The organism is Streptomyces sp. NPDC053432, from assembly GCF_055585365.1.
The window spans coordinates 272,644-290,384 of the sequence record NZ_JBVJKF010000001.1; the positions used below are offsets into that span (position 1 = coordinate 272,644).

14 protein-coding genes are annotated in these 17,741 nt (G+C 72.8%); 8 read left to right on the top strand and 6 right to left on the bottom strand.

Annotated features, from left to right (window positions below; all coding sequences use genetic code 11):
- Window positions 1–9: 9 nt before the first annotated feature.
- Window positions 10–1,278, bottom strand: coding sequence for a cytochrome P450 (locus ACZ6Y1_RS01270; protein WP_469620642.1), 1,269 nt, complete (start codon window positions 1,276–1,278; stop codon window positions 10–12).
- Between the two features lie 141 nt (window positions 1,279–1,419).
- The gene (locus ACZ6Y1_RS01275) at window positions 1,420–1,713 is read right to left on the bottom strand and encodes an acylphosphatase (protein WP_469620647.1); all 294 of its coding nucleotides are present in this window, start codon (window positions 1,711–1,713) and stop codon (window positions 1,420–1,422) included.
- 105 nt (window positions 1,714–1,818) lie between these two features.
- Here ACZ6Y1_RS01275 and ACZ6Y1_RS01280 point away from each other — a divergent pair, with 105 nt between their 5' ends.
- From ACZ6Y1_RS01280 to ACZ6Y1_RS01290, 3 genes are all read left to right on the top strand, one after another.
- Window positions 1,819–2,751 carry a nucleoside hydrolase gene (locus ACZ6Y1_RS01280; RefSeq protein WP_469620649.1) on the top strand — a complete coding sequence of 311 codons (933 nt, stop codon included), beginning with the start codon at window positions 1,819–1,821 and terminating at the stop codon, window positions 2,749–2,751.
- Between the two features lie 7 nt (window positions 2,752–2,758).
- Window positions 2,759–3,157: a hypothetical protein gene (locus ACZ6Y1_RS01285; RefSeq protein ID WP_469620652.1), complete on the top strand. Its 399-nt coding sequence runs from the start codon at window positions 2,759–2,761 to the stop codon at window positions 3,155–3,157.
- A gap of 194 nt (window positions 3,158–3,351) precedes the next feature.
- Complete coding sequence (locus ACZ6Y1_RS01290; protein ID WP_469620656.1) at window positions 3,352–4,440, top strand: LacI family DNA-binding transcriptional regulator; 1,089 nt, start codon at window positions 3,352–3,354, stop codon at window positions 4,438–4,440.
- Here ACZ6Y1_RS01290 and ACZ6Y1_RS01295 read toward each other — a convergent pair.
- The 4 genes from ACZ6Y1_RS01295 to ACZ6Y1_RS01310 form a co-directional block, all read right to left on the bottom strand.
- Window positions 4,424–5,134, bottom strand: a complete 711-nt coding sequence (locus tag ACZ6Y1_RS01295) for a sulfite exporter TauE/SafE family protein (RefSeq protein ID WP_469620659.1) — start codon at window positions 5,132–5,134, stop codon at window positions 4,424–4,426. The two genes, ACZ6Y1_RS01290 and ACZ6Y1_RS01295, sit on opposite strands and share 17 nt — an antisense overlap.
- Window positions 5,131–6,477 (bottom strand): amidohydrolase family protein, encoded by a 1,347-nt coding sequence (locus ACZ6Y1_RS01300; RefSeq protein ID WP_469621697.1) that lies wholly within the window; start codon window positions 6,475–6,477, stop codon window positions 5,131–5,133. The genes ACZ6Y1_RS01295 and ACZ6Y1_RS01300 overlap by 4 nt, the downstream gene beginning before the upstream one ends.
- A gap of 131 nt (window positions 6,478–6,608) precedes the next feature.
- Window positions 6,609–7,991 (bottom strand): uracil-xanthine permease family protein, encoded by a 1,383-nt coding sequence (locus ACZ6Y1_RS01305; RefSeq protein WP_469620662.1) that lies wholly within the window; start codon window positions 7,989–7,991, stop codon window positions 6,609–6,611.
- Window positions 7,992–8,184: 193 nt separating this feature from the next.
- Window positions 8,185–9,402 (bottom strand): PP2C family protein-serine/threonine phosphatase, encoded by a 1,218-nt coding sequence (locus tag ACZ6Y1_RS01310; protein ID WP_469620665.1) that lies wholly within the window; start codon window positions 9,400–9,402, stop codon window positions 8,185–8,187.
- A 290-nt stretch (window positions 9,403–9,692) separates the two neighbouring features.
- On the opposite strand from ACZ6Y1_RS01310, the gene ACZ6Y1_RS01315 reads away from it, so the two are divergent.
- The 5 genes from ACZ6Y1_RS01315 (at window position 9,693) to ACZ6Y1_RS01335 (ending at window position 17,722) form a co-directional block, all read left to right on the top strand.
- The gene (locus tag ACZ6Y1_RS01315; protein ID WP_469620670.1) at window positions 9,693–10,634 is read left to right on the top strand and encodes an SGNH/GDSL hydrolase family protein; all 942 of its coding nucleotides are present in this window, start codon (window positions 9,693–9,695) and stop codon (window positions 10,632–10,634) included.
- Window positions 10,635–11,360: 726 nt separating this feature from the next.
- Window positions 11,361–12,842 (top strand): xanthine dehydrogenase small subunit, encoded by a 1,482-nt coding sequence (locus ACZ6Y1_RS01320; RefSeq protein WP_469620673.1) that lies wholly within the window; start codon window positions 11,361–11,363, stop codon window positions 12,840–12,842.
- Window positions 12,839–15,229, top strand: a complete 2,391-nt coding sequence (xdhB, locus tag ACZ6Y1_RS01325) for a xanthine dehydrogenase molybdopterin binding subunit (protein WP_469620678.1) — start codon at window positions 12,839–12,841, stop codon at window positions 15,227–15,229. The genes ACZ6Y1_RS01320 and xdhB overlap by 4 nt, the downstream gene beginning before the upstream one ends.
- 1 nt (window position 15,230) lies before the next feature.
- Entirely contained in the window at window positions 15,231–16,100 is an 870-nt protein-coding gene (gene xdhC / locus ACZ6Y1_RS01330) for a xanthine dehydrogenase accessory protein XdhC (protein ID WP_469621699.1), read from the top strand.
- Window positions 16,101–16,324: 224 nt separating this feature from the next.
- Window positions 16,325–17,722, top strand: coding sequence for a chloride channel protein (locus ACZ6Y1_RS01335; protein ID WP_469620681.1), 1,398 nt, complete (start codon window positions 16,325–16,327; stop codon window positions 17,720–17,722).
- The last annotated feature ends 19 nt before the right edge of the window (window positions 17,723–17,741 follow it).

Sequence of the window (17,741 nt, forward strand, 5' to 3'; positions counted from 1 at the left end):
CGCGGCCGGTCACCGGCGCCGGCCGCCGACCGGCTGCCGGGATTCGACTCCCATGACGAAGCCGCTGCGGGGCCGGGTGGGGATCCGGCTCAGCGGGATGGACAGGTCCTGCTGCGGTACGGCGAGGTCCAGGCGGGCCAGCGCCGGCGAGAGCGTGCAGAGCAGGGCCAGGGTGATGTCCTCGCCGGGGCACCGGTGGCCGGTCCGGGCGTCGCCGCCGCCCTGCGGGATGAGTTCGCCGCGGCCGGGGGTGTGGCCCAGGAAGCGTGCGGGGTCGAAGTGGTACGGGCGGTCCCACAGCTCGGGGTCGTGGTGCTGCCCGTACACGTCGAGGAGGACGAGGGTCCCGGCGGGGATGCGCTCACTCGCGTAGGAGAGGTCCTGGGCGGCCACACCGCCGATGAAGGGCACGAAGGGGTAGAAGCGGCGCACCTCCTGGGCGAACGCGAGGGCGTAGCCGGGGCCGTCCGTGCGCAGGTGGTCACGCTGGGCGGGGTGGCGGTGGAGCGCGTGTGCGGCGAAGGTGACGAACCAGGTGACGGCGACGGTCGGGCGGATGATGTTGAGGAGCTCGCCGGCCGCCGTACAGGGGTCGAGGAGGGTGCCGTCCGGCTCGCGGTGCAGGGCGACTGCCTCGGCGACGGTGCCGCCGGCTGGTCCGGGGTGCTCCGCCCGTGCGCGGATGCGGTCGACGGCGGCCATGAGGCCCTGTTCCTGACGCTGCCGGGCGCGGCGGGCCCGGGCGTGGCGGGGGCCGGCGGCGGCGAACCCGTCCACCATGGCGACGCAGTCCTCGGCGATCTCCCGGGCCGCGTCGTCCGGGACGGGCAGCCCCACCCAGTCGCAGACCGCTCCGGCGAGGAGGGCGGCCACCTCGTCGAAGAGCACGATCCGGCGGTCCTCCCAGCCGGTCACCGCATCGCGCCAGCCGTTCTCGACGCGTGCGGTGAGGCGGCCGACGCCGTTCGGGTCCATGAGCAGTGAGGCCATCATCCGCTTGCGGTCCCGGTGCCGTGCTCCGTCGAGGGTGTGCACCGCTCCCCTGCCGAAGAGGGTGTCGGCCACCTGGGCGGGCAGGGCGTCGTGCCGCCGGATGCGGCTCTCGTCGTAGAAGAGGCCGACCGCCTCGGTCCCGTGCAGGAGCGCCGCGTGCCGCCCCATGAGCCGGGCGTGCACCAGCGGCGCCCCGCCGTGGGCCCGGCGCAGGTCGGGGGCCCATACGTAGCCGTGGGCGAGCAGGGAGACCGTGCTGTCGACGAGGTGGCTGTGACCGGACATACCCGGCCCCTACCCGGGGGACGCCCTCCCATGCCGTGTCCCCGCGGGGCTCGGCGGTACGGGGACGGTTCCCCGCGGGCCGGGTGCGGGAGCCTGCCTCGGCGGGGCCGGCCCCTCCGGGGGAGACGGGCCGTGGCAGGGTCAGGGGTGGGTGCGGGGGGTGGGGCGTACCTCGAAGCCCGGGGGGCACGGTGGGGCCGGCGGGGGGTCGTGGATCTCCACCGCGCGGACCACCGCCGCCGGTGGTCCCGTACGCGCCCACCGCACCATCGCCGCCACCGCGTCCTCGTCGCCCTCGAACAGGGCCTCGACGTCCCCGCCGGGAAGGTTCCGCACCCATCCGGACACCCCGTGGGCCAGCGCCTCGCCGCGGCAGGTGTCCCGGAAGAACACCCCCTGCACGGTCCCCGACACGATCACGCGCTTGCGTACCATGCTCCGACCATACGGCCGGATCGAGCCGTTCTCCGGGCGCCTGCGGGTCACCGGAGCGGCGCGGCGGCAGACTGGAGGGGCCACGAGCCGACCGGAAGGAGCAGCGTGCCCGTTCCGATCATCATCGACTGCGATCCCGGACACGACGACGCCCTCGCGATCATGCTGGCGGCCGGCGACCCGGCGGTCGAGCTGCTGGCCGTCACCACGGTCGCCGGCAACCAGACGCTGGAGAAGACCACCCTCAACGCGCGGCGCGTCTGCACGGTCGCCGGGATCACCGGGGTGCCCATCGCGGCCGGATGCGGCCGCCCGCTCGTCCAGCCGCTCGGCGTCGCCGCCGATGTGCACGGGGCCTCCGGTCTGGATGGGCCGCGGTTCCCCGAGCCCACCGTGGACGTCGTCCCGGAGCACGCCGTGGACCTCGTCCACCGGATCCTGGCCCGGCACCCCGAGCCGGTGACCCTGGTGCCCACGGCCCCGCTCACCAACATCGCGCTCCTGCTGACCCGCTATCCGCAGGACGCCGCCCTCATCCGCGAGATCGTCCTGATGGGCGGCTCGACGCAGGGCGGCAACCGCACGCCGGCCGCCGAGTTCAACGTCCTCACCGATCCGGAGGCCGCGGACATCGTCTTCCGCAGTGGTGTGCCCGTCACGATGTGCGGTCTCAACGTGACCCACCAGGCGCTGGCCACGCCCGAGGTGGTGGCCCGCTTCGAGGGGCTCGGTACGCCCCTCGGGCAGGTCTGCGCCGAGCTGCTGACCTTCTTCGGGTCCACGTACCGCAGGCTGTGGGGGTTCCCGCACCCGCCGTTGCACGACCCGGTCGCCGTGGCCCGCGTCATCGATCCCGGTCTCGTGGACTGCGTGGACGCCAACGTCGTCGTGGAGCTGCACGGCCGGTACACGCGGGGCGCCACCGTGGTGGACCTCCACCAGTACGTAGACCGGCCGGTCAACGCCCGGGTCGCCGTGCGGCTGGACGCCGACGGCTTCTGGGACCGGATGGTGGGGGCCGTGGCCGCCCTCGGATAATGGGGTGATGACACTCAAGGAAGGCCAGCGGGTGGAGCTGGTGGCGGAGCTCGTGCTGGCCGGGTCGGTCGTGGTGGCGGGAGCGGACCCGGCACTGACGGCTCCCGTCGCCGGTTCCCTGTCCCTCGCCCCGGGCACCGGCGGAACCGTGGAGCGGGTGTACGGGGAACAGCAGGAGCAGCAGAGCCCCGAGGTCCGCGAGTACCTGCGCCTCAAGTCGCTCATGGACGACTTCGGCCACCACATGCCGCCGGCGAGCAGGGCGCAACTAGAGGAGAACGTGGCCTCGTTGGAGGCCGAGTGGATCGCCCACCGGGCACAGGGGCTCGGTGTGACGGTGCGGGTCCGGCTCGACAACGGTTTCGTCCTGGACGGGGCCCGGCAGGACCTCTTCGCCGGCGCGTGACGGGCCTCCCCTGCCGCCCGGCACCGGCCCCGGGGGCGGGTGAGACGGGCGGGGCTGGAGGACGGCGGGCTTGTCGGCGAAGATGGCAGCGTCACCCGGACCCGTCACACATCACCCCGCCCGGACCGACACCCGTCAACCGTCACCCGTCGAACGGCGCGCGAGCCGTCGACCGATCGAGGAGCGTCCTGCCGATGTCCAGCCCCGGATCCGGATCCGGTTCCCGCAGGCGGCCGCCGACGATCGCCGATGTCGCCCTGGCCGCCTCGGTGTCGCGGACGACCGTGTCCCATGCCCTCAACGGGCTGGGCAAGGTCGACCCCCGGACCCGCGAACGCATCAAGCAGGTGGCCGCCGAGCTCGGTTACCGGCCCAACCTCCGTGCGCAGCGCCTGCGCCAGGGGCAGGCGAAGGCCATCGCGCTGGCCTCCTCGATGCCCTTCGCGGTGGCCGGCGGCCCCTCCCGGCTGGGGTTCTACATGGAGGTCGCCGCAGCCGCGGCCGAGCGCGCCCTGCTCCACGGGTACGCGCTCGTCCTGGTGCCTCCCGTCCAGTCCGGGTCGGCGCTGCACTCCCTCGACATCGACGGCGCGATCGTCGTCGAGCCCGGCGAGGACGACGCGGCCGTGGCGCAGTTGCGCGAGCGGGGCCTGCCGTACGTGGCGCTCGGCCGCGAGATGCCGTCGGGCACGGACGCGCCGTACGTGGACCTGCGCGGTGGCCTGGTCGCCGAACTGCTCCTGGAACACCTGCGGGCCCAGGGCGCCCGCCATCCGGCGCTCATCATCGGCGCCGGCACCCGCCATTCGGCCGTCGACGCCCGCGCCGCGTACGAACACGCGGCCGCCGAGCAGGGCTGGACGCCGGTCGTCGCCACCGCTCCGGAGGAGGGCGGGGAGGAGGCCGGGTACGAGCGCTGCGCGGCCCTGCTGGCCGAGCACCCGCAGACCGACGCCGTCTGCGCACTGGTGGACGCCTTCGCGGTGGGCGCCGTCCGGGCGATCCAGGACAGCGGCCGCCGGGTCCCGGAGGACGTCATGGTGGTCACCCGGTACGACGGTCCGCGGGCCCGCACCTGTGAGCCCCCGCTGACGGCGGTCGACCTCCAGCTGGACCGGGCGGCCTCCGAGGCGGTGGAGCTGCTCCTGGCCCGGCTGCGCGAGGACGCCGCAGCCGGTACGGAGGCCACCGCCGCCGGGGCGGCCCCCGCGGCGGCGGTTCCGGCGCCCGAGCCCCGCGTGATCGTGCGGGCCTCGTCCCTGCGGGTCACGGCGCGAGGATGAGCACGGCCCCGGAGACGAGGGCGAAGCCGAGGACGAGGGGCCGCATCCTCGCCGCGTCGACGCGGTGGTGCGCCAGCCGGCTCAGCCACGCCCCGACGGCCAGGGCGGGCAGCAGCAGCGCGGCCCAGCCCAGTTGCTCCGGGCTGCCCTGGCCGGTGGCGAGCAGCAGGGCGAGGGAGACGACCTCGCCCACGAGGAAGCACACCGCGACCGTGGACCGCAGCTCCGCCGGCGGGCGGTGCTGGTAGACGAGCGCCAGCGGCGGCCCGCCCACCCCGGTCGCGGTCTCGGTGAGCCCCGTGACCAGCCCCGCGCCGAGGTAGGCGGCGCGGCCCGGCACGAAGGCCGGTGCGGCCAGGCTCACCACCGCGGCCAGCACGGTCGCCACGCCGACGACCAGCCCGAGCCGCTGCTCCGGCACCGCCCAGAGCAGTACGAGTCCCCCCGGGGTCGCCGCCAGCCGGGCCGCCGTGATCCAGCCGGCGCCCCGCAGGTCCAGGGAATGCCGCTCGCGCCAGGCCACGTACACGTTCAACGGGATCATCGACGCGAGGACGAACACCGGGAGCAGGGCGGGCGCGAGCAGTCCGGCGACCGGCGCGACGACGAGCGCGAAGCCGAGCCCGCTGGTCCCCTGGACGAACGCGGCGGCGGCCACCACCAGGGCGAGGACCGCCAGGGTCGAGGCGCTCACGGCGCGGTGCTCCTCTCCCGTGCGTCCGTGGACGTGCGGTGCACGCGTTCGACCCCGGCCCGCCCGACCACCTGCTTCGCCAGCCCGGCCGCCCGGCGTACGAGGGCGGGGCCGTCCCAGCCGACGGGCCGGCCCTGGAACATGCGGAGCCGTCCGGCGACGAACACGGCGGTGATCTGGTCGCGGTTGCCGCGCCGCACCAGTTCCCACGGCAGGTCCCAGGAGGCGCGCATCTCCGGGCCGCTCGCGTCGACGAGCAGGAAGTCGGCCGCGGCGCCCGCTTCGATCCGGCCGGTGAGCGCTCCGAGGCCGACCGCGTCCGCTCCGCCCGGGCCGGCGTGTTCGAGCCAGGTCCAGCCGGCACCGCAGGAGGAGTCCCCGGTGGCCAGGCCGTAGGTGAGGCGCTGGGCGAATTCCGCGGCCTCCACCAGGCGGAAGCCGTCGCCGCGGGTGCCGTCGGTGCCCAGTCCGAAGCGGATCCCGCGTTCGGCCATGGTGGTCGCGGGCGCCACGGCGTTGCCCTTCCAGGCGCTGGCGACGGGGTTGTAGCTGACGGCGGCGCCGGTGTCGGCGAGCAGGGTCAGCTCGGTGGGTGTGACGAGGGTGGCGTGGGCGGCCAGCAACTGCGGTCCCAGGGCGCCGACTTCCCTCAGGTACTCCAGGGGGCGCAGGCCGTGCCGGACCAGGGAGCGCTCCACGCCCGCGAGGTGCTCGTTGACGTGCATCTGGACGACGGTGCCCGCTTCCGCGGCGAGCCGGGCGGTGGCCCGCAGGGTGTGCGCCGTGGCGGCCTCCGGGACGGCGACCGCCAGCGACGGGTGGATGAGTTCCTCCCCCTCGTAGCGGGCGAGGTGCTTCTCGGCGCGGGCCAGGACGTCGGCCGTAGGGGTGGGGCCGCCGGGGTCGCCGGCGTCCTCGGTGTCGTGGCAGACGAGTCCCAGCACGCAGCGGATCCCGGCGTCTCGCGCGGCCGAGGCCACGACGTCGACGTCCACGGAGGCCCGGGTTCCGGCATCCGCGACGGTGGTGAATCCTCCGCGCAGCGATTCGAGCGCCGCCAGTTTCGCCGCCACGTAGGCGGACTCCTCGTCCAGGGCCCCCTCCAGCGGGACCCAGACCCGGCGGAAGATCTCGGAGGGCTCTCCGAAGGCGAGGGCGGAGCCGAAGCTCTGCGTCAGGTGGTGGTGCGCGTCGACGAAGCCGGGCATCAGCACGTGTCCGGGGAGTGCGAGGGGGGCGAGGTGAGGGTGTTCGCGTTCCAGCAGGGCGGCCGGTCCGACCGCGAGGAAGGAGCCGTCGGCCACGACGACCGCGTGGCGCTCCTTCGGGCCGCCGGGGGTCATGACGACGGCGGGTTCCAGGAGCCGGACCTCGCCGGTGAGCTGGTCGGGGCGCAGGGCCTCCGGGCCCGGGCCGCCGCCGGCGTGCGCGTCGTACTGCGTCAGGTCGGTCATCTCATTCTTTCCGTACGGGGTCATGCGTGGGGTACGGCGCGGGACTCGCCCGCGTCGACGAGGGAGGTGAGGGGCTCGCCGGCGCGCGTCCGGGCGAGCCGGGGCCGTACGTGGTGGAAGAGGACGTTGAGGATGGCGGCGGTGAACGCGCCGACGGCGACGCCGCTTTCGAGCAGGATCCGGGCGCCGGACGGCAGGCCCGCGTACACGCCGGGGACCAGGATCGGGAGCAGGCCCAGGGCGATGGCGACGGCGCAGACGAACCCGTTGGAGTGCCGTTCCAGGCCGGCCTTCCCTAGCATCTGGACGCCGAGGACGGTGATCACCGCGAAGACCACCATCGCGGTGCCGCCGACGACGGCGGACGGGATGACGCTGATGGCCCGGATGACGGGGGCGAGGAAGCCGGTGACGATGAGCACGACGCCGGCGGCGGCGGTGACGAAGCGGCTGCGTACGCCCGTGACGCGGACGATCCCGATGTTCTCGCCGCTGGTCACCATCAGCGGAAGTCCCAGGAATCCGCCGAGGAGGGAGACGAGGGCGTCGCCCCGGATCGTGCGGGGGACGGCCGTCCGCTTGTCGATCTCCTTGCCGACCGTCTCCGCGTTGATGACGGTCTGCCCGGTGGCCTCCGCCATGGAGGCCAGTCCGTACAGCATCAGCGGCAGCGCGGCGACCAGGTTGAACTCGGGCGAGCCGAAGGGCATCAGCTGCGGCGCGCTCAGGATCCCGCCGTCGGCGACGCCGGCGAAGTCGAAGCGGCCGAGCGCGAAGGCCAGCGCGGCGCCGGCGATCAGGCCGAGCATGACGGCGAGTTGCCGGACGACGCCGGTGAACAGCCAGTAGAGGGCGACGGTGAAGCCGATGGTGGCCATGCCGAGGCCGAGGTCCACGGGATTCGCGAAGCCCGGGGTGCCCGGGCGGCCGGTGACGAGGAGCGCGCCGACCTTCACCAGGTTGACCCCGACGATGACGATCATCGTGCCGATGACCAGGGTCGGGAAGAACTTCAGCAGGCGGGAGAAGACGGGCAGGACGACGAAGTAGAAGGCGGCGCTGATGATCACCGCCCCGGTGGCGGTGCGTACGCCGTGCTGTTCGGCGATGGCGAGGAAGAGGATCAGCGGCGCCCCGCCGGGCAGCATGACGAACGGCAGCCTGGGCCCGAATTTCCAGGGGCCCAGGGACTGGATGAGGGAACCGACCCCGGAGAGCACGAAGGCCGCCGAGAGCAGGTTCACGGTGAGGCGGGGGTCGAGGTGGAGGGTGGCGCTCATCAGGAAGATCGCCGAGACGGGGGTCGCCGCCATGACGAGGACGTGCTGGATGCCGAACAGCAGGATCCTGCTCAGCGGTCGGGACTGGTCCACGGGGTGGGGGAGAGTGCTGGGACTGGACACGTTCGAGCTCCGTTCGGCTCGCTCCGGCTTCGGCCGCGATCCGGCCCCGGGCAGGGGCCAAATCGATTTGGCCAAATCGATTTGGCCGCCAGTATGTGAGGGCTCCGGAGGCCCGTCAAGGGTTGCGGACGCACTGGTTCCAGGGAGTTTCCGGCGAACGCGCGACGGGCAGGCCGCCGGCGAAGTCACCCCGTCAGGCCGATTCGGGACCGGGCGGAGACCCGGACGACCTCCGGGACGGGGCGGCCGGGCCGTCCCGGAGGTCGTCCGGGTCGATCCGGTCGACGACCACGACCGCCACGTCGTCCGCGAGGGCCCCCTGCGTGTGCCTGATCAGCGCCTGGCGCAGGCCCTCCAGGAACGCGGACCTGCTGTGGTCGCGCATCGACGCCAGGGCCACGGGCAGGTCGAAGAAGGAGTTGGAGTGGTCGCGGGCCTCGATGACGCCGTCGGTGTGCAGCAGCAGCCTGTCCCCCCGCACGAACGGATAGCCGTCCGTCCGCCCCGGCGGGCCGACGATGAACTCCTCCAGACCGAGCGGCGGCAGCGGGGCCGTGGGCACCAGGGGCCGGACCTTGCCGTCGCTCAGCAGCAGCGGCGCCGGATGGCCCCGGTTGACCAGCTCGATGACGGGGGCATCCGGGATCTGGGCCACGACCGCGGTGACGAAGCCCTCCAGCAGGGCTTCCCCGTCGTCCGCCACGGCCGCGCCGACGCCCGCGCCCGCCAGGGCGGCGTCCCGCCGCAGGGCCGCTCCGCAGTGGTTGACCACCTCGACCAGGTCGTCCTCGTAGTGCACGGACTCGCGGAACGCGCCGAGCACGACGGCGGCGGCCCGGACGGCGGGCAGCCCCTTGCCCCGCACGTCGCCGACGATCATCCTGACCCCGTACCGGGTCTGGACCGCGTCGTAGAGGTCGCCGCCGATCTGCGCGCCCGTCTCGGCCGCCAGGTACATGCTGGCCGCCCGCACGGGGCCCAGCCGGTCCGGCACGGGTCTGAGCAGGACCTCCTGGGCGGCCTCCGCGATCCGGCGGACCTGGTTGAGCTCGTTCTCCCGGCGCGTGCGGACGGCGCTGCTCGTGATGAAGCTCGCGACCGTCACCAGGGACAGGGCGACCAGGTTCGTGTAGACCTGCTGACCGCCCCATGCCTGGTTGTGGGTCACGGTGATCACGCTGACCACCAGCGCCACCCCGGCCGCCGTGAGGGTCCCCATGGGGCCCATCGTCACGGCGGCCAGCGCGGGCGTCGCGACCAGCAGCGGACCCGTGTAGACGAAGTGCAGGGGCGTGAGCTCGATGACGAGCACCAGCAGCGCGATCACGAAGGGCACGCACTCCGCGAACGCGAAGAGGACCTGATGACCGCCGGCTCCCGGTTCCGGGGGCGAGCGCAGGGGCGCTCTCATGCCTCCAGCCTGCCCCGCCGGGCCGCACGGCCGCCACTCTCGGGCCCGGCGGGCGGCGGCCGGCGGGCTGTGGGGCTGGCAGGCGGCGGGCTGTGGGGCTGGCGGGCGGCGGGCCGGCGGGCGGCCCCATAGGCGACCCCCACGTGCGGGTCCGGATCGCGACCGGAACGGGGACGGCGCGGTCCCATCATTCGAACCGATCATCGACGGTTCCGCCGTGATGTGTCTAAGCTTCGAACCCGCCCGCCAACCGGCCTGCGGCAGACCGCCGTTCAGAGAGGGAGCACCCCGTGAGGTTAATACGAAACCGGCTGCTCCCCTACCGGAACCGCGTCGTTCCCCACATGGAGAACTACTACTTCCCGGTGCCCGAACAGCCCTATCTGCTGTGGTTCCAGAAGCCCGGTGAGACCAACGAGGCCTTCAGCAACGACCACCTCGGCTTCCGCTTCACCGTCTCGGGCGACCGGCGGACCTCCCCCGGTACGTACCGGGGCGACGGGCCGGTCCGGCTGATCGCGGGCAGCTCCTGCACCTACGGGGTCGGGGCCAGCACGGACGCCGCCACGATCACCTCGCGCCTGTGGAGCTCGTACGCACCGGCCGAACCGTGGTTCAACTTCGGCGGCCAGGCGTTCAACTCCGCCCAGGAGCTGCTCCTCCTCACCCTCTTCCACCACATGCTGCCGCCCGTCTCGGAGATCGTGCTGCTCTCGGGCGTGAACAACCTGGTGGTGAGCCGCCTGCCCGAGGAGTCGCAGGGCGTGCACGGCGCGCACTACATGGGTGAGCCGCCGGCGGAGGACGCCCCGGTGCCCGGGCCCGCCGAGCGGGTACGACGCGCCGCGGACCGCACCGCGGACCACCTGCGGACCTGGCGTGCGCTGGCCGGGGCGATGGGCGCCCGGCTGGTCTTCGCCAACCAGCCCCTGGCGCCGTGGGTGCGCGAGGAGCCGGCCAAGCAGGAGAAGAAGCTCTTCGCGGAGCTGGACAAGGCGTCGAACTTCTCCGGGGTGCACGCCGACATCGTCTCCCCCGAGGTGGGCCGGGAGTACGCCGCCGCGCTGGAGAAGCGGTGCGAGGCGATCGGCGTGCCGTTCCTGGACCTCAACCAGGAGCTCGGCAGGCGGGCGACCCCGCAGGACTGGCTGTTCGTCGACCGGGCGCACATGACCGACGCGGGGTACGACCTGGTGGCCCGGATCCTGGCCGAGGAGCTGGGGCTGCGCTGACGGGGGGTCCCGCGCCGCACACGCGGGACCGCCGCCACCCGTAGCAGTCCTTCACAAGTTTGAGGCGTACCGGTGTGGACGTCCCGGTGAACGGATCCGATCCGGCCATCTGCGCAGCCCCGCGGCGGCGCCACGTCGGCCGCAGCCGCCCCGACCGCCTCCGCGAACGCCGAAAGCCCAGGTCAAGGGGGGTGAGCGGGGCCGGCGGCACCTGGAGGGAGAGCCCTGGGGCGGCGGCCCGGAACCGAGGAATCCGGTCCCCCGTTCGAGGCGCAAGACAGTGAATCCACGGAACGCGGCCAACCGGATTGGGCGGTCATACAAATACCCACGGCACAGGGCTGTTTGCCTTCAGGGAATCAACCGGCACACGCTTGACCGATGGACCCGCGTGCACGTACTTTCGACCGTACCTACTCGTGACGTACCTACTCGTGAGCTGCTGGAAGGAGGCGAAGCCGGATGTCGACCATCTCCGGACTTCTTCGTCTCGCTCACCAGATCGCCTGGGCTCCGGGCCGAGTAGCACACGGCGCTTAGCAGCCGCTTGTCCGGCGTGCCCGTTCCAGGGCCCCGGGACGTTTCCATCTCTGTCACCACCTGCGGCGCGTCCTGCGTGCCGATTCGGCGCTCTCCTGGTTCTGGGGCTGCGCCAACGAAAAAGAAAGCTCCTAAAATGGCGACTAGGGTAGTCCGATCGATCGCGCCCCGAAATGAGGACGTGCCATGGTAGAGGCGCGCATCACGGTTAATGGGAAAGAAACCCCGATTTCCCCTTCCGCACCCCACACCACGGTGCTCGATTTCCTGCGCGAGCGCGGCCTGACCGGTACCAAGGAGGGATGCGCCGAGGGTGAATGCGGTGCGTGTTCCATCCTGGTCGCCCGTCCCGGCGTGGACAAGCCCACCGACTGGGTCGCGGTCAACGCCTGCCTGGTCCCGGCCGCGGCTCTCGACGGCCAGGAGGTCATCACCTCCGAGGGTCTCGCCACCCCCGGCGAGGCCGGCGAGGCCCCCACGCTGCACCCGGTGCAGCAGGAGATGGCCGTCCGCGGTGGCTCGCAGTGCGGTTACTGCACCCCGGGCTTCATCTGCAGCATGGCCTCCGAGTACTACCGTCCGGGCCGCTGCGCCCAGACGTGCGGAGAGCCGGGCGACGACGCGCACGCCGAGGGCGACGCCGAGCACGGTCCGAACGGCTTCGACCTGCACTCGCTGAGCGGAAACCTGTGCCGTTGCACGGGCTACCGCCCGATCCGCGACGCCGCGTACGCCGTCGGTGAGCCGGCCGAGGACGACCCGCTGGCCCGGCGCCGCGAGCAGCCGGCCCCCGCGCCCGCCGTCACCGAGTACACCCAGGACGGCCGCACCTTCGTGCGCCCGGGCACCCTGGCCGAGGTGACCCGGCTGCTGCGTGAGCAGCCGAAGGCGGTCCTCGTCGCCGGCAGCACCGACTACGGCGTCGAGATCAACATCCGCTCCCGCCGGGACGACCTCGTGGTCGCCATCGACCGCCTGCCCGAGCTGCGCGAGCTGAAGTTCGAGTCCGACTACCTCGAGATCGGCGCGGCGGTCACGCTCACCGAGATCGAGCGGCGCCTCGACGGCAGCGTCCCGCTGCTGGCCGAGCTCTTCCCGCAGTTCGCTTCCCGCCTCATCCGCAACAGCGGCACCCTCGGCGGCAACCTCGGTACCGGCTCCCCGATCGGTGACAGCCCGCCGGTGCTCCTCGCGCTGGAGGCGTCGCTGGTCCTCGCCGACGCCGACGGCGAGCGCGTGGTCCCGCTGGCCGAGTACTTCACCGGTTACCGGCAGACCGTGCGCCGTCCCGACGAGCTGATCCGCGCGGTGCGCATCCCGCTCCCGCTGTCGCCCGTCACCGCGTTCCACAAGATCGCCAAGCGCCGCTTCGACGACATCTCCAGCGTCGCCGTGGGCTTCGCGCTCGAGATCCAGGACGGCATCGTCACCAAGGCCCGCATCGGCCTCGGCGGCGTCGCCGCCACGCCGATCCGCGCTCTCACCACCGAGGCCGCCCTGGAGGGCAAGCCGTGGACGGCGGAGACCGTGGAGGCCGCGGCCCAGCTGCTGCAGGCCGAGGGCACCCCGATGAACGACCACCGCGCCAGCGCCGAATACCGCTCCGCGATGCTCGGTCAGAGCCTGTTGAAGCTGTTCGCAGAGACCCCTGAGGCGGTGTCGTCATGAGCCATCTGTCCGAGATCCCCGAGAAGCCCGTCGTCGGCGTATCCATGCCGCACGAGAGCGCCAACCTGCACGTCACCGGTGCCGCGCTCTACACGGACGACCTCGTGTACCGCACCAAGGACGTCCTGCACGCCTACCCGGTCCAGGTCATGAAGGCCCGCGCCAAGGTGACGGCGCTGCGCACCGAGGCCGCGCTCGCGGTGCCCGGTGTGGTCCGTGTGCTGACCGTCGCCGACGTGCCCGGTGTCAACGACGCCGGCATGAAGCACGACGAGCCGCTCTTCCCGGACGAGGTCCAGTACTACGGCCACTCCGTGGCCTGGGTGCTCGGCGAGACCCTGGAGGCCGCCCGTCTCGGTGCCGCCGCCGTCGAGGTCGAGCTCGAGGAGCTGCCCTCGATCATGACGCTCAAGGAAGCCATCGCGGCGGAGGCCTTCCACGGCGCCCGCCCCCTGATGGTGACCGGCGACATCGACGCCGGCTTCGAGGAGTCCGCCCACGTCTTCGAGGGCGAGTTCCAGTTCCAGGACCAGGAGCACTTCTACCTCGAGACGCACGCGGCGCTCGCGCAGATCGACGAGAACGGTCAGCTGTTCATCCAGAGCAGCACCCAGCACCCCTCGGAGACGCAGGAGATCGTCGCGCACGTGCTCGGCATCCACAGCCACGAAGTGACGGTGCAGTGCCTGCGCATGGGTGGCGGCTTCGGCGGCAAGGAGATGCAGCCGCACGGGTTCGCGGCCATCGCCGCGCTCGGCGCCAAGCTCACCGGCCGTCCGGTCCGCCTGCGGCTCAACCGCACCCAGGACCTGACCATGTCGGGCAAGCGCCACGGCTTCCACGCCAAGTGGAAGATCGGCTTCGACGCCCAGGGCCGCATCCAGGCCCTGGACGCCACGCTGACCTCCGACGGCGGCTGGAGCCTGGACCTGTCCGAGCCCGTCACGGCCCGCGCGCTGTGCCACATCGACAACACGTACTGGATCCCCAACGCGCGTGTCGCCGGTCGCATCGCCAAGACCAACAAGGTCTCCAACACCGCCTTCCGCGGCTTCGGCGGCCCCCAGGGCATGCTGGTGATGGAGGACATCCTCGGCCGCGTCGCGCCCCAGCTCGGCCTGGACCCGATGGAGCTGCGCGAGCGCAACTTCTACCAGCCGGGCCAGGGCCAGACGACGCCGTACGGTCAGCCGGTCACGCAGGCCGAGCGGATCTCCCTCATCTGGGACCAGATCCAGCAGAACGCCGGCATCGCCGACCGCAAGCGCGAGATCGCGGCCTTCAACGCGGCGCACCCGCACACCAAGCGGGCGCTGGCGATCACCAACATCAAGTTCGGCATCTCGTTCAACCTCACCGCCTTCAACCAGGGCGGCGCTCTCGTGCTGATCTACAAGGACGGCTCCGTCCTGATCAACCACGGTGGCACCGAGATGGGCCAGGGCCTGCACACCAAGATGATGCAGGTGGCCGCGACCACGCTGGGCATCCCGCTGCACAAGGTGCGCCTCGCCCCGACGCGGACCGACAAGGTGCCCAACACCTCCGCCACCGCGGCCAGCTCCGGCGCGGACCTCAACGGTGGTGCGATCAAGAACGCCTGCGAGCAGCTGCGTGAGCGGCTGGTGCAGGTGGCCGCCGGCCAGCTGGGCGGCAACGCCTCGGACGTGCGCATCGTCGAGGGCGTCGCCCGCGTCCTCGGCAGCGACAAGGAACTGGCCTGGGACGACCTGGTCCACACCGCCTACTTCCAGCGCGTCCAGCTCTCGGCGGCGGGTTACTACCGCACCGAGGGTCTGCACTGGAACGCCCAGACGTTCCGCGGCTCCCCGTTCAAGTACTTCTCCTACGGCGCCGCGGCGGCCGAGGTCGAGGTGGACGGCTTCACCGGCAAGTACAAGCTCCGTCGCGTGGACATCATCCACGACGTCGGCGACAGCCTCTCCCCGCTGATCGACATCGGTCAGGTCGAGGGCGGCTTCGTGCAGGGTGCGGGCTGGCTGACGCTGGAGGACATGCGCTGGGACACCAGCGAGGGTCCGAACCGCGGTCGTCTGCTGACGCAGGCGGCGAGCACCTACAAGCTGCCGAGCTTCTCGGAGATGCCCGAGGAGTTCAACGTCTCGCTGCTGCAGAACGCCTCCGAAGAGGGTGCGGTCTACGGCTCCAAGGCGGTCGGTGAGCCCCCGCTGATGCTGGCGTTCTCGGTCCGCGAGGCGCTGCGGCAGGCCGCCGCGGCGTTCGGGCCGAGCGGTCTCAGCCTGGAGCTCGGTGCCCCCGCGACGCCCGAGGCGGTGTTCTGGGCGATCCAGAACGCCCGTGCGGCCGAAGCGAAGCTGGACGTCAGCGAGATCTCCGCTGACACGGCCGCTTTGAGCAATGTCTGACATGACGTGGGTGGCCGCGGTCGCGCGGTTGCGGGCGAACCGGGAACCCGGTGCGCTCGTGACCGTCGCGACCGTGCGCGGCCACGCGCCCCGCAGGGCCGGTGCCAAGCTCGTCGTGGGTCGCACCGAGACCTGGGGTTCGATCGGGGGCGGCAACATCGAGGCCGTCGCCATCGACCGCGCCCGGGAGCTGATCGGTACGCCCGGTGCGGAACCGGAACTCATGGAGTTCGCCCTCAACGACAAGGTGACCAGCCGGCACGGCGTCCAGTGCTGCGGTGGTGCCGTGAGCGTGCTCGTCGAGCCGCTCCCGGTGGTCGAGGCGGTCGCGATCTTCGGCGTGGGGCATGTGGGGTTGGAGCTGGCCCGTATCCTGGCCCGCCACAACCTCGACCTGCACTTGATCGACACCCGCCCCGAGATGCTCGCCGACGAACGGCTCGGCGTGCTTTCGGACGCGGTGGCGGAAGTCAGCGTGCACCACACCCTGCTGCTTCCCGAGGAGGTGCTGTCCGAGCTGCCGCCCGGCACGCACGTCCTGATCATGACGCACGACCACGCCGAGGACGCCGCGCTGTGCGACGCCGCTCTGCGCACCAGTGGCCTCGGTTCGGTCGGCCTGATCGGGTCCTCGGCCAAATGGGCGCGGTTCCGGCAGCGTCTGGCGAACGAGGGCGGCCACGACGCGGCCACCATCGACCGGATCAAGACGCCCATCGGGCTCACCGAGATCACCGGCAAGGAACCCGCCGTGATCGCGGTCAGTGTCGCGGCGGACCTGCTGCGGACCTTCGAGCAGGACCGGCAGTGGGCGGTCTCGAACGCGGCTCCCTCCGCGGTGCCGCAGGATCCGGTCGCCAACAGCGTGTGAGGCGGCGCGTGCCGGGCCCGGTCGTCCGGCCCGGCACGCCTCCTGGCGGCCCCTGGGTGACGACGGCCCGCCCGCGCGAGACCGCGCGGGCGGGCCGTCGTGTTCTCCCGGGCAGGACGGCGGCGGAGCGCGCCCGCGGACATGCGAACTCCTCGGCCCGGTGTTGCAATGGCCTGGCGGGCTGACCCGCGCCGTGTGTCGTGGCTCGTGAGGAGTGGTTGCGGTTGTCCGGAACCGAGACGGGGCCGTCCGGAGCGAAACAGCCCGAAGAGGCGAACCTGCTGGGTGAACTGCTGCGCAGTCCCGGCTATTTGAAGACCCTCGTGTTCTGCGCCCTCATCGGCGTCCCGGTGTCGCTGGTGGCGTTCTGGTTCCTGGTCGGGCTCCACGAGCTGGAGAAGCTCATGTGGGACGTCCTGCCGGAGTCCCTCGGCTGGGACGTCCCCCCGTGGTGGTGGCCGTTGCCGCTGCTGCTCGTGGCCGGCGTGACCGTCGGGCTCGTGGTCACCCATATGCCGGGCGGGGGCGGCCACGTCCCCGCAGGGGGGCTGCACACGGGCGGTGCCTCGCCCGTCGCCCTGCCAGGTGTGGTGCTCGCCGCCGTGCTCAGCCTTCCCCTCGGTGCCACCCTCGGTCCCGAGGCCCCTCTGATCGCCCTGGGCGGCGGCCTGGCCCTCCTCTTCAGGGACCTGTCGCGGATCCCTGCGAACCCCCAGAGCACGGCACTGCTGGGCGCGGCGGGAGCGGCGGCTGCGATCGCGGTGATCTTCGGGAGCCCGCTGGTCGCCGCGGTGCTGCTCATCGAGGTGGCCGGGGTCGGCGGGCCACAGCTCTTCGCGGTCATGCTGCCCGCACTGCTGTCGAGCGGCGTGGGCGCACTCGTGTTCACCGGCTTCGGCCGCTGGACGGGCCTCGACGCGCCCAGCCTCACCATGAAGGTGGGCGCGCCCGCCCCGCACCTCGACGCCGGGGACGTGGTCTGGGCGGTCCTGATGGCCGTGGCGATCGGCGCCGCCATCCATCTGATCATGCAAGGGGGGCAGCTGACGGCGCGGTTCGTCACGCAGCGCACCGTCCTGCGCACCACCCTGTGCGCCCTGGGGGCCGGTGTCTGCGGCGCCGTGTACGCGCTCACCACCGGCCGGAACCCCGCCGACGTGGCGTCCTCCGGGCAGGCGACGCTGGGCCGGCTGGCCGCCGATCCGCACAGCTGGGGCGTCGGAGCCCTGATCGCCGTACTGCTGTGCGGCGGCGCCGCCTACGCACTGTGCCTGGGCAGCCTGCGCGGCGGTCCCGTGTTCCCGTCGCTGTTCCTGGGCGGTGCGGTGGGCGTGCTGCTCGCTCCCCTGCCCGGCCTGGGGGTCGTACCGGGCATGGCCGCGGGGATGGCGGCCGCGTCCGTCAGCGCCCTGCGGCTGCCCGTCAGCAGCATCGTGCTCGTCGTCCTGGTGTTGGACAGCGCCGACATGACCCCGGTGATCGTCCTGGCCGCCGTGGTGGCCTTCGTGACCACCCAGCTGCTGATGCGCCGCTCCGCGCACCGGGCCGCGGGCGCACCCGCCCGGCCGGCGGCCGCCCCTCCCCCGGCCCCCGGCGCCAAGGGGGCTCCCGGTCCCGCCTGAGCACCCCGCCGTACCTCCG

Excerpts from the sequence above, each read along its gene's own strand:
- ACZ6Y1_RS01290 (WP_469620656.1), top strand. The coding sequence starts at position 3,352 with ATGTCCAGCCCCGGATCCGGATCCGGTTCCCGCAGGCGGCCGCCGACG.
- ACZ6Y1_RS01310 (WP_469620665.1), bottom strand. The coding sequence starts at position 9,402 with ATGAGAGCGCCCCTGCGCTCGCCCCCGGAACCGGGAGCCGGCGGTCAT.
- xdhC (WP_469621699.1), top strand. The coding sequence starts at position 15,231 with ATGACGTGGGTGGCCGCGGTCGCGCGGTTGCGGGCGAACCGGGAACCC.
- ACZ6Y1_RS01300 (WP_469621697.1), bottom strand. The coding sequence starts at position 6,477 with ATGACCCCCGGCGGCCCGAAGGAGCGCCACGCGGTCGTCGTGGCCGAC.
- ACZ6Y1_RS01320 (WP_469620673.1), top strand. The coding sequence starts at position 11,361 with ATGGTAGAGGCGCGCATCACGGTTAATGGGAAAGAAACCCCGATTTCC.
- ACZ6Y1_RS01270 (WP_469620642.1), bottom strand. The coding sequence starts at position 1,278 with ATGTCCGGTCACAGCCACCTCGTCGACAGCACGGTCTCCCTGCTCGCC.
- xdhB (WP_469620678.1), top strand. The coding sequence starts at position 12,839 with ATGAGCCATCTGTCCGAGATCCCCGAGAAGCCCGTCGTCGGCGTATCC.
- ACZ6Y1_RS01275 (WP_469620647.1), bottom strand. The coding sequence starts at position 1,713 with ATGGTACGCAAGCGCGTGATCGTGTCGGGGACCGTGCAGGGGGTGTTC.
- ACZ6Y1_RS01285 (WP_469620652.1), top strand. The coding sequence starts at position 2,759 with ATGACACTCAAGGAAGGCCAGCGGGTGGAGCTGGTGGCGGAGCTCGTG.